The organism is Endozoicomonas sp. ALB115 (assembly GCF_049310245.1).
Taxonomy (GTDB): domain Bacteria; phylum Pseudomonadota; class Gammaproteobacteria; order Pseudomonadales; family Endozoicomonadaceae; genus Endozoicomonas.
Window position 1 is genome coordinate 1 of sequence record NZ_JBLYZG010000014.1, and the last position, 22,996, is coordinate 22,996.

The window sequence follows — 22,996 nt, forward strand, 5'->3', positions numbered from 1 at the left end:
TCACGATCAGCCAGAATCCATGTTCACGCCTGGCCAGAATTCGTGTTCACGCTTTGCCAGAATGAGCGTTCACGATTAGCCAGAATATGCAAGCCCTGCTATTACTCGTCATTCCGCCTTGCCCAGCTGTCCAAAATGACTTGCTCGATCTCATATTTAGAAGGCGGAATTGGTATAAATCCACAGGCCACCATAGATGTAGGCCGACATAGACTGTTTTTCACTCCAGGAGTCGAGAATGAGCACTCTTAACTGTTTTAAGGCCTACGATATCCGTGGCCGTATGCCTGATGAATTGAATGAAGATATTGCCTGGCGGATTGGCCGGGCAACAGCGGAATATCTCAAGCCCAAAACGATGGTTGTGGGTGGCGATATTCGCCTGTCTACCCCGGAGTTAAAAGTAGCCCTGAGCGACGGTTTACGGGCAGGCGGAGCCGAGGTGATTGATATCGGCTTGTGCGGTACTGAAGAGGTTTACTTTGCCACATCAAACTTGAAGGCTGATGGCGGCATTATGGTGACTGCAAGCCATAATCCGAAAGATTATAACGGCATGAAACTGGTGCGGGAAGAGAGTAAGCCGATTTCGGGGGATACCGGGTTGCGGGAGATTCAGCGGCTGGCTGAAGAAGCGTTTATGGAATCGAACAGACTCGGTTCCCCGGACATCCCATTTGCCTCTTATCGGAAGATCAGCAACCTTGTCCCTTATGTGAATCATATTCTGGGGTATATCAAACCTGGTGAATTAAAGCCACTGAAACTGGTGGTAAATGCCGGTAATGGGGCTGCCGGGCATGTGATTGATGCCATTGAGGAACGGTTTAAGGAAGCCGGTGTACTGGTGGAGTTTGTGAAGGTTCACCATGAACCGGATGGTAACTTTCCCCATGGAATTCCCAACCCACTATTACACGACTGTCGACAGTCAACGGTGGATGCGGTACTTGAGCATCATGCAGATATGGGCATTGCCTGGGATGGTGATTTTGACCGCTGCTTCCTGTTTGATGAGAAAGGTCAGTTCATTGAGGGTTATTATATTGTTGGGCTCTTGGGCGAGGCGTTCCTGGCTCACTATCCTGGTGCGAAAGTTATCCATGACCCTCGATTGACCTGGAATACTATTGACCAGGTTTCGACTGCCGGTGGTGTGCCGGTGCTCTGTAAAACCGGCCATGCTTTTATCAAGGAGCGCATGCGTAAAGAGGATGCGGTGTATGGTGGTGAGATGAGTGCCCATCACTATTTCCGTGACTTTGCCTATTGCGATTCAGGGATGATTCCGTGGCTACTGGTGGCGGAGTTAATGTCCCATAAGGGCAAGAAGCTTTCTGAGTTGGTGGCCGAACGGCTTGCCCTGTTTCCATCCTCTGGAGAGATCAACAGCAAATTGGCTAACCCACAGGTGGCTATTGATAGGATTCTTTCGATTTATCAACAGGATGCGTTAGCTGTGGATCATACCGATGGTATCTCACTGGATATGGGGCAATGGCGTTTTAACCTGCGACTTTCCAATACCGAGCCGGTGATTCGGTTGAATGTGGAAAGCCGGGGGGATGTGGCGTTGATGAAAGATAAAACGGCTGAGTTGTTGAGTTTGATTCGGCAATGATTTGGAACCACAAATGCCCATGGCACGTGAAAATATTTTGCGCCATCCTCAGGTATGAAAAATCGTTAAGCAGAATATTTTTTACGGCAAAGGACAAGAGCACTGAGGAAAAGGTGTTTCTTTCTCTGTGTTCTTTGTGCCCTCTGTGGTTCAAAAAGGACTCAAGATTTGGTACGGATTTTAGCGATTGGCTGGCTGGTCTTTCTGGTGATGCTTTCGGTCAGTAAAAGCCTCGGCTATGGCCACTGGGCCTGGGGCAGTATTGAGCATTTTCTGGGTGGCAATCTGCAAATGCATTTTGTCATGGCCTTTATTCTTTCTGTACTGGCTCATTTGGCTTGCCCAAGGTCCTGGCACTGGGGCAGGTTGTTATTGCTGTTGATTATTGGCTGCGCTCTTGATGAAAGTTTGCAGGTGGTGTTTCCACTTCGGAATTATAACCCGCTGGATTTTCTCGTAACCTGTACCGGTTTGTTGCTGGCTGCTTTGCCGTTTATGGTTTCTCACTGGCGGATGATTAAAAGTTCTTGAACCACACAGCTCCACAGGGGCGATGATTGCTCCTGAAGAATCGACACTCCCTCTCCTCCATACATGGCAGTCGTAAAAGGAAGGGAAAGAGAAAAAACTTAGCTTTGCCTTTGTTCTTCTTGTTTTTTGTGTCTCCAAAACAAAATGGATTTTATGTAGATGCCTACCTCATTGTTGTCGGGCCGATCACGGCTGCCTCTTATTGTTCTGGTTTTTATCGATGTAACCATCGCCTTTGCCTGTGCTGAGCTGTCGGAATGGGTGCGGTTTGGGGATCACGCCACTCATTATCACAATGTGATGTATATGCAGGCATTGCTGGTGGTAGTGCTCTCGTTCCTGTGCGAAGTGTATGCACCCTGGCGGGGTCGCCGAATCAGTGAGCGACTGACCAAGGTGTTTATTGCCTGGTCTCTGTCGTTTATGGTGATGATTGTCTTTATGGTGATGACTAAAACTACTGAGAAATACTCCCGCCTCTGGCTCGGAACCTGGATTGGCATGGCGATCCCCATGGCACTGGGTATCCGGTATGGCCTTTACCAGCTGTTAAGGTCCTTCCGCAGCCATGGACGCAATACCCGCCATGTACTGGTGATTGGTGATGGCCGTAATTTTGAGGCCATGCGGGCATACTTCTCCCAGGACAATGCCTATGGTTACCGCCTGCAGCATGTGATTGAGCACCATAACAATGAGCAGGCGCTGGCAGAACTGGAACAGTTCCTTGCCAGCAATCAGGCCTTTGATGAATGTTGGCTCTGCATTCCTTTTACCAAGAGCCCTATTCTTCAGCCCGTGATGTTTACCCTGCGCCATAGTACCACCAATATCCGCTATATGCCGGGGCTGCAGGATCTGCCACTCATGAACCACAACATTACCAAAATCGGGGATTTTCTTGTCCTGGATATCAGCTGTTCACCTATGGATAGCATCAACACTATTACTAAGCGAGTGTTTGATCTTGTGATTGGCAGCCTGATTCTGCTGTTGATTTCGCCGGTGATGATTGCTGTTGCCATTGCCGTGAAACTCTCGTCTCCGGGGCCGGTGTTTTTTAAGCAATACCGCCACGGCACCTCAGGCAAGCAGGTGAAGGTGTATAAGTTCAGGAGTATGAAGGTGCATCAGGAAGGTGAAGGTAAGGTGACCCAGGCCACTAAAGGTGACCAGCGGGTGACAAAGGTGGGTGCTTTTATTCGCCGTACCAGTCTGGATGAGCTACCCCAGTTTATTAATGTACTGCAGGGACGGATGTCCATTGTTGGCCCAAGGCCCCACGCGTTGGCTCATAACGAGTATTACAAGGATCTGGTAGAGTCTTATATGAAGCGCCATAAGGTAAAGCCGGGGATTACCGGGCTGGCTCAGGTACGGGGCTTTCGTGGTGAGACCGATACGCTGGATAAGATGCAGCGCCGGGTGGAGTGTGACTTGGAATACATTAATAACTGGTCTCTGTGGCTGGATATCAGGATCGTTATCAGTACGGTTTTTAAAGGTTTTATGAACCCTAATGCTTATTAAAAGATTTTTTTGAACCCCAAGAACATGCCTCTTGCTGGATACAAAGTTGTGGTCTGAAATAGCTGACCCGTCTGTTAAGCGAACCACAGCGTTTGTGGAGGCGTTGCCTGAAATAGAATCTGCGCTCCATTGGTTAACTACTTAGTTGATGGTTAGGAAGTTTAGTAGTGGTTGGCAAGGTGTGAGGTTTGAGAGAAGAGTTAACAGTAAGTAGAGCGAAAGAGCCAATAATACAAGAGTATTTATCATGGCTCTTACTTAGTGGTTCAACGCTTTTTCATGGTTTAAGCATAAAATAACAATGACGTATAGGCAGTGTTTGTTCTGGCCTTTGCTGGGCATCGTTTTCTGGTTGCCCCTGCCGATGGGCAGTAATCCACCATGGGCGCGGGCGATTCTGATATTGCTGATTGCTTTACTCAGTCTATTCTGGGTATTGGGCTATGCCCTTAACCGGCTGGAAACCACAGCGTCTTTCCGTCAGGTAAAATGGTTGCATGCCGGTTTTACTGGCGTTATTGGCTGGTTGTTTGTCCAACAGTTGCCCATGTCGGCTGCGTGGGTCCAGCTGCTTTCTCCTTTCTCATGGAACCTTCATTCCTCTGCTGCAGAGACGCTGGGGCTGGTAACACCCCAGTGGATGACGCTGTCGATCTCTCCTCACGATACGATGGTCAGTGCTCTGTTGACCATGGCCTACTACCTGTTTTTTTGTCTCTGTCTGCTGCTGGTGGACCGGCCTGATAAATTACGCTGGTTTGCCTGGGCCTTTGTGGTCTCCGGAATTTTTCAGGCTGTGTTTGGTTCGCTGAGTACGCTGTCAGGGGCAGAAGTGCTGCTGTTCGGTGAGAAGCCATCTTACTTTGGTGTTGCTACCGGCACTTATGTTAACAGGAACAGTTTTGCCGGGTGTATGGAGATGACGCTGGCCTTTGGTATGGGATTACTGATTGCCCAGTTGAACGATAGAAAAGCGGGCAGCTGGCAGGAGTGGCTTCGCGAGACTCTGCACATGCTGATGAGTAACAAGGTCATACTACGTACCGGGTTGGCCATTATGGTGATTGGCCTGGTGCTTTCCCGTTCCCGCATGGGAAATACTGCTTTTTTTTCCAGTTTGCTGGTGACCGGACTTCTGTTCGTTATCTGTCGTAAACAGCTCAGCCGTGGGATGATCGTTCTTTTTGTCAGCCTGCTGTTGATTGATACGGCTATTCTCAGCCAGTGGTTTGGCCTTGAAAAGGTGATGGAGCGTATTGAGCAAACCTCTCTGGAGCGGGAGACCCGTCCCAATGTGTCTGAGGTTACTTTGGGAGCAATCAGTGATTATTCACTGACAGGCTCTGGTGCAGGTAGCTTTTATACAGCACTGCCTGCTTATCACGATGGTAGCTGGAAAGGCTTTTATGATCTCGCCCATAATGATTTTCTGCAGTTTCCCCTGGAGTTTGGCGTTCCGGTATTTCTGATATTAGCGTTGATGGTGGTCTGGTCATCCTGGCAGGCGGTTCAGGCGATGAAGCTGCGTCGCAGCCGACTGATGATTGGTATGGGGTTCTCGTCGTTTATGGGGATGTTGGCGATTGTAATCCATTCATCCGTGGACTTTAATCTCCAGATTCCGGCCAATGCGGCATATTTTGTGGCCCTGATGGCGCTGGCTGTTCTTGCCAGAAACCTGCCCTCCGGCATTCGCAGGTCGGCTGGCATCAAGGGTAACGGCTGACCTGCTGGCAGTTGTTTTTCAGAAGAAATTCCCTCGATGTATCGATGATTGCCAGGTTCTTCAGGGTGTTGGTACCGAGCAGAATCTGATTTTTAAACCGTGAACGGGAGGTCAGGCTAAAGTCGGTTCGGGTGTCGACCGGGCCAAGACGTATGTTTGCTTCAATTACCGGACGTTTTTGTGGGGTGCCATGATGGGTCTGCACTCGGGCGAAACGCTTAAGTGGCTTGGCCATTTTTATCAGTTTACGTTTGTCCCTGGTGATAGGGACTTTAAAGTGAACCCAGAGGGAGCCGTTTGTGTGCCTCCTGATTTTGATGTCTCTGGCATCCATGGAAGAGAGGGTTGAGCCGGAGTCAATCAATGCATTGATCTGAGTGGGAAATTCATCGATCTGATCAACCCTTTCCTGCAGACCAAAGAGGTAACGGTCACCGGTTTGACACTCATGTTGATTTTTTGGGGGGGCAGCGGTTACCGGTGGTGTATCGGGTATGATTACAATTGCCAGAATTGTAAAAAAGGCCAAGCCTGAAAATCGGGCGGAAAACAACATTACTTCCTCCATGAAGGTACTGCACAACTGAATCCTTCTCTTTATATTTGTAGCTGTTGACGATAGATTGAGCCTTTTTAATGAGCACGGTTGACGGTTTAACGACAGGTTATCTTCTGGCCTCGGGGAGGCTCCTGTGGATTGCCAATATTCTGTTATTTGAGGATGTAGACTCTTGAAAAAGTGGGTGCCAGGGTGGGAAATTCCCCTGATTATGGTGATTCTGGCCGCTGAAGTTCTGCTGATTAATACCCTTTCCGGGCCAGATAATGTGCCATTGAGCCTGAGTATTGTGGATGCTGTGAGCAGTATTGCCTTTGTGTTTACCTATTTTCATGCTCCTGTGCCTGTTGCGTTGTTTCTGACCGGAGCTATGTTGCTTGTTCCAGCGTACTTGCTGACCTTGCTGATTCGTCGATTGATGTTTCGGCGCTGACTATTCGGTCTGCCTGTTACTTAATGATTGATCTAATTAAATGATTGATATCCATAACCATATAATTCCCGGTATTGATGATGGGGCTGAAAGTCTGGAGCAGGCACTGGCCATGCTGGCACTGGCCCAGGCGGATGGCATCCGGAAGCTGGTGTGCACACCCCATATGCACCCTGGCCGGTTTGATAATGATTTGGGTTCCATTGGTCCGATATTCGAAGGCCTTAAAAAGCACGCCAGGGCAGCGGGGTTTTCGATTCAGCTGGCGATGGCAGCAGAGGTGCGTTTCAGCGATGAAATGATGTTTCAGTTACGCAGGAATGAAATCCCGATGATTGGTCAATGGGATGGTTTCCAGTGTCTGTTACTGGAAATGCCCCATCAACGAATTCCCGTGGGGATGGAGCAGATGCTGGACTGGCTTTATAAAAGGGAGATAAGGGCAGTGATTGCCCACCCTGAGCGAAATAAAGAACTGATGTCGTACCCTGAGCGTGTATTGCCGTTTGTCGAGCGTGGAGCATTGTTGCAGTTGACAGCGGGTTCGGTCGCCTCTCTGTTTGGTGAGAGGGCAGAAGCTACTGCCCGCTGGTTTGTGGATCGTGGGCTGGTGCAGTTTGTGGCTTCGGATGCTCATCACCCGGTTCGGCGACCACCAGCCATGGCGCTTGCGGCTGAGACATTAAATCATTGGGTTGGCAGTGATCAGTGTTCATTGCTGACAATGGGTAATCCCAAGAAGTTAACGCATTGTCTTTTTGGTGGAGCCTCATGAAAAGTTCGTTATCCCGGCCTCGTGGTGTATTGATGCTGCCGATTGCACTGGGATTGTGTCTGGTGATTTATCAGGCCTTGACCTTGTTGCGCTCCGAGGTCGGGCGTTACCAGACGGAACTCTTTCTGGATCATTGGCAGCAGGAGACCGAAGCCAGTAACAGTTTTGTGGTGGAAGCTTCTGAATTGGACATTGCGATCAATGGTGTGGAAAGCGCCATACGGCAAATGCCGGATAATCCGGCACTGTATGTTTTGAAGGCACGAGTGCTTGAACGGGGCAGGCTTTCCGGTATCGATATAGAGAATAATTCGGAGCTGGAAATCTGGCAGAAAGCCATTGCTTTAAGACCTGCATGGCCATACAGCTGGAGTGACTATGCCCATGCCCGCTCACAATATTCACTGATTGATTCTGAATTTGAAGCGGCATTACTTCGAGCCAGCCAGCTTGGCCCATGGGAGTCACGTGTTCTGGAAAACGGCGCGTTATTCAGTTTTCACTACCGGGGCTGGTTGAGTGATCAGCTGCAGGCAGAGCTGGATAACAGTTATCAGAAACTGGTAAAAATTTATCCACACACTGCCCAGCGTATAGTCAGGCAATATCAATAAAACCTTTTTCAATACAAAGGCACAGAGACACAAAGTGATTAGAAGTTTTCTTTGTGTCTCTGTGCCTTTGTTGTTTTAACAGTTTCACGGAAACTTCGGACTCTGATAGATCGTGCCAGGCACCCTTCGACTCCGCTCAGGGTGAGCGGAGATTGTACACGTCAAACTCATTGAAACCATGTACTAATTCAACCGTACCGTTTTGTTTTCACTGAAGGTCAGCTGATAGCTCACTGCCTGTTCACCCGGGTCGACAATTTCCAGTCCCAAGCGGATAGGTTGTGCTTTAGGCATTTCGTCTGAGCCGGCCAGCTCGCCACCGAGGTATTCCGATGGGGTAAAGGTGCGGTTAGCCACCAGTCGGCCGTTGATATCGGTAAAGGTCAGCTTTAAGTCTGGAAACGGTTGTGGGTGCCTGGCTTCATTAATGATGACAGCATCTACCTGCAGGGCGTTGTCTTGATCAGGATGGCTGCGTACCACAAGATCAACGCTTTTAATGGCATTGAGGTTGACCATAGGGGGAAGTGTGCAGGAAAGCAGATTGCAGGTCATGGCATAAGCCGGTCGCAGGGCAGGGTTCAGTGACAGTGTACTGCGGTTGAACCAGGCAAATTGCAGTGTCAGCAACACCAGCAGGCTGCAGGCCGCAACACCCCAGTAGGTTCTTTTCCTGCGGAGCTGTTGTTCGTTAATGGTTTCTTCGGTTTCTCGCTGGTCCAGTTCGTGAATCAGGGTTTCGATGCTTTGCTGGTGGTAGCCATCATATTGGATGGGCGCAGTGGCAACCTTTGCCTTTATGGAAGGGTCAAGGTCTTTGCTTCTGGACGTTTCCGGTTGTGTTGAATCCGGTTTTTTAACCGGTTTTTGCTGTTGGACGACCAGTGTTTCCCGCAGCTTTTTTCTGGTTTGAGTGGGTGTCTGGGGTTCTTCCCGGTGGACAGAGGGGGATATTTCAACGTTTTCAGTGGGGGTGTTGAATGCCGCCTTTTCTTGTTCTTTCAGGCGCGGTAGCTGGTCTATGGCATTAAAAACCTGAAGGCATGAACCGCAACGCACCGAACCCCAGGCAGCCTTAAGCTGGGCATGGGTAATGCGGAATATGGTCTGGCAGTGGGGGCAAGTGACACTTGACGGCGTCATGTTGACTGTTTACCTGATCTTGAAGCAGCATTTTTTATTAGACCAGAGCCCCCGTACTGAATCCAGTCTAATTGATAATGCAGGTACTTTTGTTTCTATTGAAACCCGGGGAGTAACAAGTTCTGTCATACCTGCATCACATCAATGCCAGCTTATGAACGTCGCTTACCAGAAAGCATGGCCCAGCCATCAAAGGTGACTGCTGTATCCATGGCAAACCACTGTTCATAGGTTTGAATTATTTCATCCGCCTGCTCAGCCAGAATACCGGACAGAGCAATGGAACCGCCTTCCCTGGTCAGACTGGCCAGTTTGGGAGCCAGTTGAGTCAAAGGGCCAGCAAGAATGTTGGCCAGTACTATATCAGCCTGATCCGCTGGTTCATCATCGGGCAGAAAAACTTCCAGTTTATCCACCGGAATGTTATTCCGTTTAGCATTCTCGATAGTGGCTTCCAGTGCCTGCGGATCCAGGTCAACACCGACTGCGGATTGTGCACCCAGAAGGAGTGCTGCAATAGCAAGGATGCCAGAACCACAACCATAGTCGATAACTGTTTTGCCAGTCAGGTTATTCTGCTGATCCAGCCAACGCAGGCAGAGTGCTGTGGTGGGGTGCGTCCCGGTGCCGAAGGCCAGGCCCGGGTCCAGCATCAGGTTAACAGCCTCAGGATCGGGAACGTCTTTCCAGCTGGGGCAAACCCACAGGCGGTCACCAAACTGCATGGGGTGGAAGTGGGTCATCCACTCCCGTTCCCAGTCTTTATCTTCCACCAGTTCGACCTTGTGATCAGGGAAAGGGTTCAGTCCGGCATGTTCTTTGAGAAAGGGTATGACATCATCGGTGCGGGTCTGGGCATCAAACAAGCCAACAACAACGGTGTTATTCCACAGCGGTGTGGTACCCAGCTCTGGTTCATAGACCGGTTGATCTTTTGCATCCTGCAGGGTGACCGCACAGGCACCGGCTTCCAGAAGCAGGTCTTCCAGAATTTCAGCATGGTCAGAAGTTGTGTCCAGTCTGACTTGAATCCAAGACATTGTGTTACCCAGAATGAAAAGCAATAAGAATTCCCACCTGTTCTTCAGGAAAGAAATTCATGGAACATAGGCGACTTATTGTAGCTGAGCACTGGTATTTCATAAACATTTGCTGGCTGATCGCCCAATAAAAAGAAAGGCCATCTCCTTTGGGAGACGGCCTTGCCAAAGAGTAAAAAAACGGGAAATCACTCAGCCAGTTTCTTTTCCAGATAGTGAATACTGACACCACCTTCCTTGAAGTGAGTATCAGTCACCAACGCCTGATGAAGAGGAATATTGGTTTTAATCCCTTCAATAACGGTTTCATCGAGTGCGTTCTTCATCCGGATAAGGGCCGTTTCACGATCCGGACCATAACTGATGATCTTGGCGATCAGGGAATCATAGTAAGGAGGAACGCTGTAACCGTTGTACAGATGGCTGTCCACGCGAACACCATTGCCGCCCGGTGCATGGAACTGCAAAACCTTGCCTGGTGATGGCATAAAGGTTTTTGGGTCTTCGGCGTTGATTCGACATTCGAAGGCGTGGCCTTTGAGTTCGATATCGTCCTGACCAACGCTCAGAGGCAGGCCGCTGGCAATTCTCAGCTGCTCTTTGACAATATCAATGCCGCTGATTAGTTCGGTCACCGGGTGCTCAACCTGAACCCGGGTGTTCATTTCGATGAAATAGAACTCACCGTTTTCATACAGGAATTCAAAGGTTCCAGCACCTTTGTAGCCCAGCTCAATACAGGCACGGGTACAGGCGCTGGCCACTTCCTGGCGCTTCTCTTCCGGAATGCCGGGCGCAGGCGCTTCTTCAATAACCTTCTGATGACGACGTTGCAAAGAGCAGTCGCGGTCACCCAGATGGATGGCGTTACCCTGGCCATCGGCCAGCACCTGGAACTCCACATGACGTGGGTTTTGCAGGAATTTCTCCAGGTAAACCGTATCATTGTTGAATGCCGCACCGGCTTCTGATTTGGTCAGGGCGACGGAGCTGATCAGGTCTTCTTCGTTGTAGACCACGCGCATGCCGCGGCCACCGCCACCGCCGGCAGCCTTGATGATCACCGGATAACCAATATCCCGGGCAATAGCCATGGTGCGGCTGTGATCGTCAGTGAGAGAGCCATTAGAGCCAGGAACCGTGGGAACACCGGCTTTCTGCATGGCTTCGATTGCTGAGACTTTGTCCCCCATCAGGCGGATAACGTCGGCGGAAGGCCCGATAAAGGTAAAGCCACTGCGTTCTACCTGTTCAGCAAAATCTGCATTTTCGGACAGGAAGCCGTAACCCGGGTGAATTGCGGTGGCGTGAGTCACCTCGGCGGCACTGATGATGGCAGGAATATTGAGATAGCTGTCTGCCGGGTTGTTTGGACCGATACAGACGGACTCATCCGCCAGGTGCAGATGCATAAGGTCAGCATCGGCCTTGGAGTGAACCGCAACGGTCTTGATGCCCAGCTCTTTGCAGGCCCTTAATATTCTGAGAGCAATTTCGCCCCGGTTGGCTATTACGACTTTATCGAGCATAACGCGATTCTCAGGCGATTATCAGACAATAGTGAACAGGGGCTGGTCGAACTCAACAGGCTGACCATTCTCGACCAGAACGGCATCAATAGTGCCGGATTTGTCCGCCTTGATCTGGTTCATCATCTTCATGGCTTCAACAATGCAGAGTACATCACCTTCCTTAACCTGCTGGCCGACTTTGGCGAAGTCAGGCGCATCCGGTGACGGAGCACCGTAGAAAGTACCAACCATGGGAGACTTGACCTGATGGCCCGAAACGACAGGCTCAGCAATAACAGGTGCAGCTGCTTCAGTGGCAGCGGGGGCAGCAGCAGGAGCCGTGGCTGTTGCAGCAGCCGGGTAGGCAATGGGGGCGGCGGCTACAGGTGCATTTTTCGAGTAACGGCTGATACGAACGGACTCTTCACCCTCATGGATTTCGAGCTCATCAATACCTGATTCTTCCAGCAGCTCAATGAGCTTTTTTACTTTTCTGATATCCATTGTCAGTCTCAAATGCTTGTACTGGCAGCACTGGCTGGCCAGTCTGGTTGATTTTGCGAAAAATCGAACACTCTACTTGGCGAGTGCAGGATCCCCGGTGGTCAGTTTTTGCCTGACAGTGCCACTGTTTAAAAGGGGGTAAGGCAGTTGCACTGTGATTAACGTAAATCAGAACGTTGTCCTGTGTTGGTGCCGCGTTCTGAAAAAATGGTTCGCGTTCTTATGGCTCCGGCTGTCTGGCAAGTCTGTCAACTGCGGCAGACAGTGCCATTTCGTAGCCTTTAGGTCCCAGTCCGGCAATAACCCCTTCAGCAACGTCACTGAAATAGGAGTGATGACGGAAAGGCTCCCTGCAATGAATGTTCGAAAGGTGTACTTCAATAAATGGAATAGCAACCCCAAGCAGTGCGTCCCGCAGTGCCACACTGGTGTGAGTGAAAGCGGCCGGGTTGATGATGATAAAGCGGACGCCATCCTTGCCTGACTGATGAATACGATCTATCAGTAGATGTTCCGCATTGCTTTGAAAGCTTTCCAGCTTGAGGCCTGCATCAGTAGCCAGCTGGACAAGGTTCTGGCAGATCTGTTCAAGCGTGGTTGCACCGTAAACACCGGGCTCTCGAGTGCCAAGCAGATTCAGGTTTGGACCATTGAGCACAAGAATGTCGGCCATGTTTATCCTCTTAAGACCCCAATGGTCACCGTTGCGACCCTGACCAATGAGAAAGCTTCAGTAGTCAGCCTACTTTGGTTAACCTGGCTACGCAGTTGACCTTTGAAATACATCGCAATCGTTATTGATCTGGCATTTTGCCCCATTGTCAAGAGTGCGTCCAGTTTGTGCGTGTTACAGGAGGTTAACGACAGTTACGAAGCATTTCATGCCCGTTTCAGACAAGTTCAGACATCTGTAGTTGTTCCGGAGGCTATCAGCAGTTTTGTCAGCTTTTGATGCAGCTGCAAGGCGGTGATTTCACCCTGGGATTTTAGTGCAGGCAACTCACTCCCACTGGCATCAAAAAACAGCATGGCGGGAGGTCCGAACAGTTGATGCTGGTTGAGGAACTGCTGGTGTTCCAGCGTATTATCGGTGATATCCAGCTTGATCAGGGCTATTCTGGCCAACTGATCAGTGACCAGCGGGTCTGGGAACACGGTCCGCTCAATGATTTTGCAGGATATGCACCAGTCAGCATAGAAATCCACCAGGGCTGGCTGGTTGTTCAGGGCTGCGTCTGCCAGCAGGTTATTCAGTTCATTCACTGTTGTTACGGTCTTGAAGCGGGAACTCTCTGTCTGTTCAGTGGTGCTTTCTATTGCAGTGCTGCTTTTACCCAATAACGGATTCAATGGGTCACTATTGCCCATGGCGGCACCAATAATCAGGCAGGTTCCATAGATCAGACAGAGTATGCCGACGGTCTGTCGGAACATCTGGTGCGCTTCTTTCAGATTGGTGTGAAGAGCGCCCAGGAATACGGCGCTGCCAATTAGCAAAGCACCCCACAGGAAGAGCGTGACTGATGGAGCGATAACCCGTCCCAGCATCCAGATGGCGACGCCCAGAAGTAATACGCCAAAGAATGAGCGAACACCGTTCATCCAGGCCCCGGACCTTGGCAGCAAGTGCCTTCCGCCTAACGCCAGGACAAATAAGGGAATGCCCATGCCCAGACCCAGGGCAAACAGTGTCAGCCCACCAAACAGGGCATCACCGGTTGAGCTGATATAGATCAGTGCACCGGCCAGGGGTGCCGAGACACACGGGGAAACCACCAGCGCAGACAATAACCCCATCACGGCAGCCCCCGACAAGCTGCCTGAATTTTGCTGGCTGCCACTGAGTTTGTCCCGAACCCGGGCGGGCAGCTGTAACTCGTAAAGGCCAAACATACTCAGGGCCAGCAGCGCAAAGAGTATTGCCACAGGGATCAGCAGCCATGGGGATTGGAGTTTTGCCTGAAGGTTCAGACTGGCACCAAACAGCCCCATTAATGTACCGGCAATGGCAAAGATGGCTGACATGGTGAGTATATAGGTCATCGTCAGGGCAATGGTCCGGGTTTTGGTCTGTGCCCTGGTTCCCAGTATCAGGCTGGACAGTATCGGGAACATGGGCAGGACACAGGGCGTCAGGCTAAGGCCAATACCCGCGAGAACAAAAAGGAGTAGCGCAATCGGCAGACTGTTCTGTTCCAGCTGCTGCTGGAAGGCGTTCCCGGAGTCTGATACCGCCATAAGGGTAACACTGGCTGAAACGGGCGAATCATTGACTTGGGTAATCACCAATGGAATAACAACTTTATGGGGTGGATAACACAGTCCAGCCCTGGCACAGCCCTGGAAGCCGATTTCCAGTTCCGGCAGGTTGCCTGAATGGTTGGCAGGAACTTTGATAACCAGGTTTTCACTGAATACTTCCAGTTCTTTGTTGTAATAAGGGTCAAAAATCGCTTCACCGGCAGGATAGTCAGCTGCACCCAGTGTTGAGATATCGGTTACCGGCGTAAAGGTGAAACGGTGCTTATAAAGGTAGTGCTCTGGTTTTACAGCAACATTAATGATCGCCGAACCCTGCTCAATTTGCCCGGTGAATTGAAAGGCTTCTTCGACTGGAAGAAAACCCTGGTTTTTTCTGGGTTCTGCCCCGAATAACTGGCTCAGATTGGCCTGAGCAGATATTGAGATTACCAGACTCAGGAAAAGGGGCCAGAGCAGGCGGAGTTGGCATTTTGGCATATAAGCAGCTGTTTATAATGGTGAATACTATGTATTGTGCAGTGATATATCAGAGATGCAAGTAGAGAGGGGCTTACAGAGAAAAGAAAACAGCAGAAATGAGTGGAAAAGCTCAGGTCGAAACCTGAGCCATAAGGAAAGTCAGCCTTTATAGTTGGCGGCAGACTTTTTGATGACTTCCAGGGCCGCTTCGGAACCTTCCCAGCCATCAATCTTGACCCACTTGCCAGGCTCAAGATCTTTATAGTTTTCAAAGAAGTGTTCAATCTGCTGGAGCAGCAGGGCTGGCAGATCTGTGTATTCTTTTACGTCTTTGTAGAGCGTGGAGAGTTTGTCGTGAGGAACGGCAATCAGCTTCTCGTCACGGCCACTTTCGTCAGACATGTTCAGCATGCCGACAGGACGGCAGCGAATAACTGAGCCCGGGATAACCGGGTAGGGTGTCACCACCAGAACGTCCAGAGGGTCGCCATCGTCAGCCAGGGTCTGGTTGATGTAACCGTAGTTGGCTGGGTAGAACATTGGGGTTGCCATAAAGCGGTCAACCAGAATGGCATCCATATCCTTGTCAACTTCGTACTTAATTGGCGAAGCATTGGCAGGGATTTCGATAATGACGTAGATGTCTTCTGGCAGACTTTTGCCAGCAGGAACAGATGAATAGCTCATTGACAGTCAATCTCTGTGTGAGGTCAGTTTGAAATTGCCGCGTATTATATAGAGTTTGTTACGCTCTTTTCCACTTGTAAGGGGTATCCCGCCCGGGAACCCGGGAGTGCATCTGGGCCTGGCTTGCTGGCATTGCATATTTCCGGCTGCTTATGCTCAGCTATCTGCTTGATTGAGAGCTAAAATTAATTCATTGTCAGTCGCTGGCGTGAGCTGGATTCATAAGCCAAAGGAGGTGATTGTGAGATCGATCACTGTTGAAGATTGCATGACCCCCAAAGTTGTTACCGTTTCTCCGGATATTCAAGTTGCTGAAGCCATCCGTATTCTGCTGCAACACAATATTACGGCAGCACCGGTAGTCGACAATGAAGGTACGCTTATCGGGATTCTTTCAGAATCAGACTGCCTCGAAGGGACATTGAATGGCAGCTATTTTTCCCAGGATGCGGGATTGGTGCGTGATTATATGACCATTCAAGTGGTCACCGCTGCCCCACAAGAAGATATTATCACTGTGTATCAGCGATTTATGACCGATAAGGCTTACCGTGTTCCAGTTGTTGAAGATGGAAACCTGGTGGGCATACTCAGTCCCAAAGATTTGATGTCTGCAGTTCTCGAATTTTATGAACGCCCGGTCGATTCTGCATAATTGACTTGCCAACCCGGACGATTCATTGATTATCTTGATTCATTCCATGAAATACCTGCTTTCAGGGTTATTACTTTAATTTATATTTTTAATTAATAAATTTTTTTAATTCCCTTTGTTTATTAATTTTGCTTTTCATTCATCAGCTAGACTTTTTCTTTATAGATTGGATATTTTTGAAAAGGAATTTGCATGGGCAGCACAATTTCTCCTCCTACGGGCCGTCATCCGTCATCACCAATTGATGGTTCGTCCTCAGAGTCTGAGTCAGGAAAAGAGGGGACTATGGTTACTCCTTATGGCTCTCGTAAAGTGACGGCCTCCAAAGTGGGCAAAGGAGATCCTTCTGTTCGAGGTGAAAAAGCGCATGATTCTGTAGTTCACCCTCCGGGGGAGAGAACGGTTAAACCTCAACAGGACTCATTGCCATCTTTAAATCCAGTTCCTGATGATGCTGAAGATGGTCCGGGGCCAAACCTTGATTCTACTGAAGCGAGATTATCGGCACCTGATTTGCCTGAAAGAGCATCTGCTGATAATACACTGCCCAATAATGAAGGGTCACGTTCATTTCCATCGACTCATGATTCCCGTGTTGAAAAGGGTTTGTATTGTGATCCATTAGAACCTGAACACCATGAAACAATCTTATCACCGGTTGACGAAGATGAAATTATGTCGGTAACCACTGAGCTTGCAGAAGAGCCTCGTAATGTCAGGACACATGAAATGTTGCCCAGGCATGATTCCAGCAGGTTGTTTGGGCCTGAATTTGGCACAGCAGTGGGACAGATTGTCAGAGAAAACAGAAATCCTGAGCATTCTGAAAGTAAGCTTCCGGCTCGTATTAAACCGCTTGCGGCTCATAGTAAAACGTCATCGATGGATGATGAATCGGACGTTGCCAGCGTTTCGATCGAAGGCGGTGGTCTTGATGATGATCCAACCGTTAGGAGTGGTGGTTCAGTCACTATTGAAGGAGGGGGGGATAAAACCAGCAAAAAGCTATTTCAGCGAGTATTGGGTGCAATTAACAAATTGTTGAATGTGGTCAAAAATAACCCGCTATGGGCTGGATTTGTGATTTGCAGCGCCATTTTTCTTATCACTCTCATGGTAGGACAACCTTATGCAGCGATGTTTTTTGCAATTTGTGCCCTGGCTTTTCTGGGCGTGGCTTTGGGGGTAACAGCGTATAATCTTAGTAAACCGCAGAATCCATCACAGAGTAATAGTGGTCAGAACCAGAATCCACAAAATCCACAGAGTCCACAAAATCCACAGAGTCAACAGAGTCAACAGAGTTCACAGAATTCTCCGGAAGACAGAACACAGACTGACCCAGAGACATCAACCACCAGAACTGAATCTGGCTCAAGCCCACACCCAGGTCCCGGTGGCAGGGATGACAGGCAGACGATAACAGAATCACGGCGACCCCCTGTCAGTAATGGCAGAAGTGAGCCACCTGTCACAGGAGGCAGGGCCTCCAATGCGGCAACGCAAACGGTGGAGGGAGAAAATACCAACGATCTTGCAACAAATCTTGAAAAATTCACACAATTGATCAACGAAAACTTCAGTCCATTCTCAAGTAAGGTTCATGCTCCAGAACAATGGAAGAAGAACTCTCAGGAACCGGACAGAAAAGTTGATAGAGAAACCTTAGAAAAGGTATCGACTGCTGCAGTAGGCCTTATCGACCAGTTTCGCCATATTAAGGACCATAGAGACAGCAAAGGTTCTGATATTTTTCAATATGCCAGGCTGTCTGAGGTTGAAAAGCAAACGAATCAGCTGATGGATTTAATAGAGCCTACAGATGCGTTTATTGAACAATTGACGAATACAGTTTATATGCAATTCGCTGACCCAAAGCTTTCCCCTGATCCAAATGCTTCACCACTGAGCATTGGTGATACGCGCAGACGACTGGAAAATTTTGCTAATAAAGATATGAAGGGAGTTGAGTTTTTTGATCTGTTGGTTGAGTTTGTCCGGGCGGCAAAAGCTTATAGAAAAGGTAGAATGATGTTTGGAGATAAAGCCGGTCCTGATGCTGAATCAGTCCCTTTATCTGTAAAAACTCCGATGTCCGCTCCAAAAGATGATTTGGATGATGAGTTACCAGAATAAGCGGATAAACGGCATTATTAAGTAGTAAAAAACCGAGCTAAAAGTCATTGTCGTAATTTTATATATAAATGATTTTCTGAATTTCTTTTTATAAAAAGAAATCGACCAATGTGTAATTGGCAAGAACGTTGTTTCATAACCTAAAGTTAAAGAAGCGACTTAACGGATATTCAAAATGACAGGGAGTCACTCATGAGTACCTCCATTGGCGGTGTGGATTCTTCCAGTAGCGAATCTGGAGAAAACCCCAAAACCGTTACCTTGAATGATGGCAGGATTAATTCACTCCGGGCTGCCGGCTATACCGATGCCCAGATTGAAGCCTTGTTATCAATGGCTGACCCGGATGATCAGGGTAACTCGCTAACCCCCACCCACTTCTACTCGGTTAATAAGCAGACACTGAACTCGCTTAGATATACGGGACAGCTTGATGAAGCGTCACAGAAGCTGGTTTATTTACAGGCACCTGTCGCCATGGTTCAGGAGGTCAGTAATCCGGCGAACTGGAATGGTGATAATTATATAGGTCCCGGAGCGTCACAAATCAATGCATATCTGATGGGCGAACCAGTGGATTTCACCAAGCCCAGCCTGGACGCATTGATTATGGGCGTGCTGACGGCCCGGGCAGATATTCTCCAGACACAACTGGAAGACCAGATAGAGTCCATCAATCAGAAAAATGATTTGCTGGAAGAGGCCAATATGTATTTGGCCAAAGCCAAGGAGAAAAAGGCAGCGGCTGGCACGTCAGGCTCTTCCATGATGTCAAAGGATATGATTGATTTCTGGAAACAAATGGGCGCTCAGACTGACCGAAGCGGTAATGACGATAGTCATAATGCTGCTGAGTGGGATGCCAATATTGAGCATTTGAAATCAAAAATTGAGTCGCTGACCAGTCAATCACAATTGCAAACCACCAAGCTTCAACAGACTATCAATAAATACAACCAGACGTTTGAAATGCTTTCTAATTTTATCAACAAGTACTTTCAGTCCATAAGTACTATTATTCAAAATATGCGTTAACTCATGGAGGAGTCACACGTGAATAGTGAAGATCTGAATTATGAAGGTGCAGAACTTGAAGACAAGCTCATGAATTTCTTCGGTGAGGGGGGAACCTTCAAAGATTTGAAAAACTTGAGTGATGATGCCATGGAAGCAATATACTCAGTTGCCTACAATCTTTATCAGGGTGGAAAGTACGAAGAAGCAACGAAAGTTTTTCAATTCTTGTGTTTTTACGACCATTTCAATCGTAAATACTTTCTTGGATTAGGTGCCTGTCAACAAATGCAGAAACAATACGACAGCGCCATCGAGATCTTCTCATTTGCTACTCTTCTGGATTCTGATGATCCCCGACCAATGATGTATATCGGCGATTGTCATTTAGCGAAAGGCGACAGGGAAAAGGCTCAGATTTCTTATGAGACTTCCATTGATTGGGCCGGTGATAGCCCGGAATATGCCAAGGATCTGGAACGTGCCAAAAATATGCTGGAAAATCTAAAATAGCCAGGGAGTAAGCAGAATGGATGGTATCCAACAGGGGTATTCGGCGGGGCAGATACCACAACAGGCGGGTATAGACCCATCACTCCGGCAACAACAGACCGATCAGGTTGCGCAAAAAGAAACAGTCAGTCGTGGTTATTCGGAGCAAAACACGGTATCGACGAATCAGGTTCAGGAGAATATTTCTCCTCCCCTTAAGCCGCCGCACAGTCTGGATGTTCCAGCGAAAGGCTCAGATACTCCTTCTGGAAAAGTCCTCAAGGAGATCTCTGTTTTTTCCGAAATCCAGAAGCTGAGTAAAACGAACCCTGAAGCGGTAAAGCTTGGTCTGGCTTCTGAGGCAGTGATCGAACAAGGTGGTCAGGATTATTTGGCTCTGGTCACTGGTGATCTGAAAGCCTTCGCCGAGGGGCCTGGCGGGCGGCCGAATCCACTGGCGGGTCATATCAGTTCTATGCAGAGCAACAAGGACCACCTGTTGTCCATGGGTTACAGTAATGAGCTGGTTGATGGAATGTTGAAATTGGCTGACCCGAAAGATCCGGATAACTCCCTGAGGACCATGCATTCATTCTCTGCCCAGGTGGGTGGCAAACTTGCCGGTGATGACTCGCTTGGACAGCTGGGTGATCTTTTTGCCGATACTTTCAACAAAGTTGCCAACCTGAAAGGGGGACCCACAGACCTTCAAAAAGAATTGCAAGCTGAACTGAAGGCCTTTACTTCAACATTCCTGGATTCAAATAAAACGCTGGATGTGGATACTGCAACTCAAATGCTGATGCAAATTCAGACCAAGTTGCAGGACAGTCGTCTGGTATTCAACCAGGAAAATATCAAAATTAATGAGCAACAGCGACAGCAGGTTTCGGAAAAACGGTTGGCAAAGATTGCCGAATCGATTGAAAAAGCGGAAGAAGCCAAAGAATCAGGAAAGATCGCTAAAATATTCGGTTATATAGCCGTCGCTCTCATGGCTGTTGTTATGGTTGTTATGTTTGCTACGGGTGTTGGTTCGCCATTAGCCATGGGGCTCATGGCCGCATGTCTGGCTCTGACCGTGATGATGACTGTTTCTTCCGAGACCGGCGACTGGATGAACAAGGGAGTTGCCTCGATCTTCGAGGCATTTGGTGCGAATGAAGACCAGGCCATGATTGGCGCGATGGTGTTCTGGTCGTCCTTGATTCTGGTAATGAGTCTTGGTGGTGCGTTTGCCGGAGGGGGGGCCAGTGCTGCGGCTACAGCGGCGAACGCAACTTCTCAGGGTACTGCTGCGGCGGCGGGTGGTGCATCCAGTGCCGCGACAGTCACAGCCTCGGCAACAACGACGGCGGCAACAGCGACAGCCAAGACAGCCAAGATGGCAGCGATTACCACCCGCTGTACCCAGGCCGCCAGACTTACTGGTGGGGCTGCCATGATTGCTGATGGTTCGGTCAATGTTCACATTACCAACCTGAATTATGACGCAGATATGTTAAGAGCCGAGGCGAAAGAGCTGTATGCCTGGATGCTGGCCAATCAGCATGCCATCGATAATCTGACTGAGGATATCCAAAAGGTTATCGAAGATATGCAGCAGGTATGGCAAGTCATGACCAGCATGATGAAAGACAACCACGATACGATGACCAAGCTCAATAGCTCTCTCAAAGGATAATTAATAAAAGTTGCTTTACCCTTAACACTGATACATGGAGGTAACTCATGGCCGAGGGAATTTCTAGTGCAGACCGGGCGGCACACAGTGCAAATATGCAGATGCTCCTTGAAAAACCAGCAACAGCTGACGCAAAGAAAGCGGCAATCAAAAAAGGCGATATTGACTTTCAGCAAGAGAGCGTCCGTCTCGCCTCAACCAAACACGCTAAATCCGAGGTTTTGAACGACCTTAACAAAGCAGGTCAACAGGCCAAGCCGACACTGGCCTCGCCCGATGATCTGTCACCGAACCAAATGACCAATGCCAGTAAAACCCTGGCTACTTTGTCCAAGTCAACCGACGAGGCCATGGAGTCAACCAAACAGCTGTTCACTAATATCCAGAATGGTACGGTGACCAAAGGAGAAACCGCAAAGCTGAAATCACAGGCCGCGCTTCTTGATGATGCTTCTTCGCACATGCAGTTGCTCTCCGGCAAAGGAGTGGAAACCTCTGCAGGAAAGCGGCAGGTACTGGCCGGTATGGGCAGCTTTCAGAAGACTCAGCTGGATAACCTGGAAAAGCTGTCAACCTCTAAAGATATCCAGACGTTTCTTGCCGATCAGCATGGAGGAGCAAAAGGTCTGGACCAGAAAACGGCCATTCTGAGATCTCTGGGCTTTACTGACAGCCAGATCAAAACGATGATCTCTCTTGCGCCGCCGGATACTGACGGCAGTCGTCTGGATATGATGCGCTCAGCAGGCTCTGATACCAAGGCCGTTCTGCAGGCGCTGGGGTTTGGTGCCGATACGGCCAAAGGGCTGGCAGCACTATTGAACGGCAAACTTGGCCAGTTTGGCAGTGCAGAGCAAAAGCAGCTGCTGGCCAAAATGGGCTTTGGCCAGGAGGAAATACAGGTCATTCTGCAAGCCAGCAATCCTATTTCATTAAAGAACCAGTCCGCCCTTATGCGTAATGCTCCCCAGGGACTTTCACAATTTCTAATGAACAGCAGCAAGGGAATGAACCTGCTTGCTGCTGGTGAAGCCTTTGCGGATATGAAAGTGCTTGAGCAGTTGGTGGATATCTTTGCCGTGATGGAGCTTCTGTTCAAGATGAGTGCCAATCAGCGTGCTGCCTCAAGGGAGTCTCGTTCCATTGAGCAGCAGGCGGCAAAATCTGAGATTCTCAACCAGGCAGAAGAAATGAAGAATGCAGCCCTGATGACTGCCATTGGTGGCTGGGTCAGTGCTGGTACCAAGATCATTTCCGGTGGTATCCAGGTTGGTATGTCAGCTAAAGCCGGTGGACTGGACCAGGGGAATATGCAACGGCAGGTAGCAATTGGTAATGGTCTTTCCCAGATGACCGCTGCAAGCGGTGATATGATCAAGGCTGGTACAGACTACCAGGCAGGCATGCATCAGGCCCAGGGCAAATTACACGAGGCAAACCAGAGAATGCATGATTCTGCTGCACAGTCTGATAGCGAGTTTATGAACCTCCATCAGGATATGGTGAAAACGGTGATCAGCAAGATGGATGAGATCATCCGCTCATGGTTTGAAACACTCAAATCGACAACAAGAGCCTGATCACAGGTCAATCTGAGCTTGATGACATAATCAAAGGACG

Annotated in this window: 21 protein-coding genes; 13 read left to right on the plus strand and 8 right to left on the minus strand. The window is 49.1% G+C overall.

What is annotated here, in order from left to right; translation table 11 throughout:
* The first annotated feature begins 238 nt into the window (after nucleotides 1-238).
* The 4 genes from ACO6VE_RS08715 to ACO6VE_RS08730 all read left to right on the plus strand — a co-directional run bounded on the left by ACO6VE_RS08715 (nucleotide 239) and on the right by ACO6VE_RS08730 (nucleotide 5,408).
* Entirely contained in the window at nucleotides 239-1,621 is a 1,383-nt protein-coding gene (locus ACO6VE_RS08715) for a phosphomannomutase CpsG (RefSeq protein WP_422446280.1), read from the plus strand.
* A gap of 168 nt (nucleotides 1,622-1,789) precedes the next feature.
* Entirely contained in the window at nucleotides 1,790-2,152 is a 363-nt protein-coding gene (locus tag ACO6VE_RS08720; protein WP_422446278.1) for a hypothetical protein, read from the plus strand.
* Between the two features lie 159 nt (nucleotides 2,153-2,311).
* Entirely contained in the window at nucleotides 2,312-3,682 is a 1,371-nt protein-coding gene (locus ACO6VE_RS08725) for an undecaprenyl-phosphate glucose phosphotransferase (RefSeq protein WP_422460848.1), read from the plus strand.
* 301 nt (nucleotides 3,683-3,983) lie between these two features.
* A complete protein-coding gene (locus ACO6VE_RS08730; protein ID WP_422460850.1) occupies nucleotides 3,984-5,408 on the plus strand; it encodes an O-antigen ligase family protein in 1,425 nt (474 codons plus the stop codon).
* Here ACO6VE_RS08730 and ACO6VE_RS08735 read toward each other — a convergent pair.
* Entirely contained in the window at nucleotides 5,392-5,964 is a 573-nt protein-coding gene (locus ACO6VE_RS08735) for a RimK/LysX family protein (RefSeq protein WP_422460852.1), read from the minus strand. The genes ACO6VE_RS08730 and ACO6VE_RS08735 overlap by 17 nt on opposite strands.
* Nucleotides 5,965-6,139: 175 nt before the next feature.
* Between ACO6VE_RS08735 and ACO6VE_RS08740 the strand changes: the two genes are divergently transcribed.
* From ACO6VE_RS08740 to ACO6VE_RS08750, 3 genes are read left to right on the plus strand one after another with little or no spacing between them, the layout of a single operon-like run.
* A complete protein-coding gene (locus ACO6VE_RS08740) occupies nucleotides 6,140-6,400 on the plus strand; it encodes a hypothetical protein (protein ID WP_422460854.1) in 261 nt (86 codons plus the stop codon).
* Between the two features lie 40 nt (nucleotides 6,401-6,440).
* Entirely contained in the window at nucleotides 6,441-7,175 is a 735-nt protein-coding gene (locus ACO6VE_RS08745; protein ID WP_422460856.1) for a tyrosine-protein phosphatase, read from the plus strand.
* Entirely contained in the window at nucleotides 7,172-7,789 is a 618-nt protein-coding gene (locus tag ACO6VE_RS08750) for a hypothetical protein (RefSeq protein WP_422460858.1), read from the plus strand. The genes ACO6VE_RS08745 and ACO6VE_RS08750 overlap by 4 nt, the downstream gene beginning before the upstream one ends.
* A 183-nt stretch (nucleotides 7,790-7,972) precedes the next feature.
* Here the strand turns inward: ACO6VE_RS08750 and ACO6VE_RS08755 are convergent, their stop codons facing one another.
* The 7 genes from ACO6VE_RS08755 to ppa form a co-directional block, all read right to left on the minus strand.
* A complete protein-coding gene (locus tag ACO6VE_RS08755) occupies nucleotides 7,973-8,932 on the minus strand; it encodes a DUF3426 domain-containing protein (RefSeq protein ID WP_422460860.1) in 960 nt (319 codons plus the stop codon).
* A gap of 152 nt (nucleotides 8,933-9,084) precedes the next feature.
* Entirely contained in the window at nucleotides 9,085-9,972 is an 888-nt protein-coding gene (gene prmA / locus ACO6VE_RS08760) for a 50S ribosomal protein L11 methyltransferase (RefSeq protein ID WP_422460862.1), read from the minus strand.
* A gap of 188 nt (nucleotides 9,973-10,160) precedes the next feature.
* Complete coding sequence (gene accC / locus ACO6VE_RS08765; protein WP_422460864.1) at nucleotides 10,161-11,501, minus strand: acetyl-CoA carboxylase biotin carboxylase subunit; 1,341 nt, start codon at nucleotides 11,499-11,501, stop codon at nucleotides 10,161-10,163.
* 21 nt (nucleotides 11,502-11,522) lie between these two features.
* Nucleotides 11,523-11,987, minus strand: a complete 465-nt coding sequence (gene accB, locus ACO6VE_RS08770) for an acetyl-CoA carboxylase biotin carboxyl carrier protein (RefSeq protein ID WP_422446258.1) — start codon at nucleotides 11,985-11,987, stop codon at nucleotides 11,523-11,525.
* Between the two features lie 220 nt (nucleotides 11,988-12,207).
* Nucleotides 12,208-12,660, minus strand: coding sequence for a type II 3-dehydroquinate dehydratase (aroQ, locus tag ACO6VE_RS08775; protein ID WP_422446256.1), 453 nt, complete (start codon nucleotides 12,658-12,660; stop codon nucleotides 12,208-12,210).
* A gap of 227 nt (nucleotides 12,661-12,887) precedes the next feature.
* A complete protein-coding gene (gene dsbD / locus ACO6VE_RS08780) occupies nucleotides 12,888-14,726 on the minus strand; it encodes a protein-disulfide reductase DsbD (protein ID WP_422446254.1) in 1,839 nt (612 codons plus the stop codon).
* Between the two features lie 141 nt (nucleotides 14,727-14,867).
* Nucleotides 14,868-15,395 (minus strand): inorganic diphosphatase, encoded by a 528-nt coding sequence (gene ppa, locus ACO6VE_RS08785; protein WP_101745973.1) that lies wholly within the window; start codon nucleotides 15,393-15,395, stop codon nucleotides 14,868-14,870.
* Between the two features lie 241 nt (nucleotides 15,396-15,636).
* Between ppa and ACO6VE_RS08790 the strand changes: the two genes are divergently transcribed.
* The 6 genes from ACO6VE_RS08790 to ACO6VE_RS08815 all read left to right on the plus strand — a co-directional run bounded on the left by ACO6VE_RS08790 (nucleotide 15,637) and on the right by ACO6VE_RS08815 (nucleotide 22,956).
* Nucleotides 15,637-16,050, plus strand: coding sequence for a CBS domain-containing protein (locus tag ACO6VE_RS08790; RefSeq protein WP_422460866.1), 414 nt, complete (start codon nucleotides 15,637-15,639; stop codon nucleotides 16,048-16,050).
* A 285-nt stretch (nucleotides 16,051-16,335) separates the two neighbouring features.
* Nucleotides 16,336-18,186, plus strand: coding sequence for a hypothetical protein (locus tag ACO6VE_RS08795; protein ID WP_422446250.1), 1,851 nt, complete (start codon nucleotides 16,336-16,338; stop codon nucleotides 18,184-18,186).
* A 192-nt stretch (nucleotides 18,187-18,378) separates the two neighbouring features.
* Nucleotides 18,379-19,221 carry a hypothetical protein gene (locus ACO6VE_RS08800; RefSeq protein ID WP_422446248.1) on the plus strand — a complete coding sequence of 281 codons (843 nt, stop codon included), beginning with the start codon at nucleotides 18,379-18,381 and terminating at the stop codon, nucleotides 19,219-19,221.
* A gap of 18 nt (nucleotides 19,222-19,239) precedes the next feature.
* The gene (locus ACO6VE_RS08805; RefSeq protein ID WP_422446246.1) at nucleotides 19,240-19,713 is read left to right on the plus strand and encodes a SycD/LcrH family type III secretion system chaperone; all 474 of its coding nucleotides are present in this window, start codon (nucleotides 19,240-19,242) and stop codon (nucleotides 19,711-19,713) included.
* A gap of 16 nt (nucleotides 19,714-19,729) precedes the next feature.
* Nucleotides 19,730-21,376 (plus strand): type III secretion system translocon subunit SctE, encoded by a 1,647-nt coding sequence (gene sctE, locus ACO6VE_RS08810; RefSeq protein ID WP_422446244.1) that lies wholly within the window; start codon nucleotides 19,730-19,732, stop codon nucleotides 21,374-21,376.
* Nucleotides 21,377-21,423: 47 nt separating this feature from the next.
* Nucleotides 21,424-22,956 carry a hypothetical protein gene (locus tag ACO6VE_RS08815; RefSeq protein ID WP_422460868.1) on the plus strand — a complete coding sequence of 511 codons (1,533 nt, stop codon included), beginning with the start codon at nucleotides 21,424-21,426 and terminating at the stop codon, nucleotides 22,954-22,956.
* Nucleotides 22,957-22,996 lie beyond the last annotated feature (40 nt).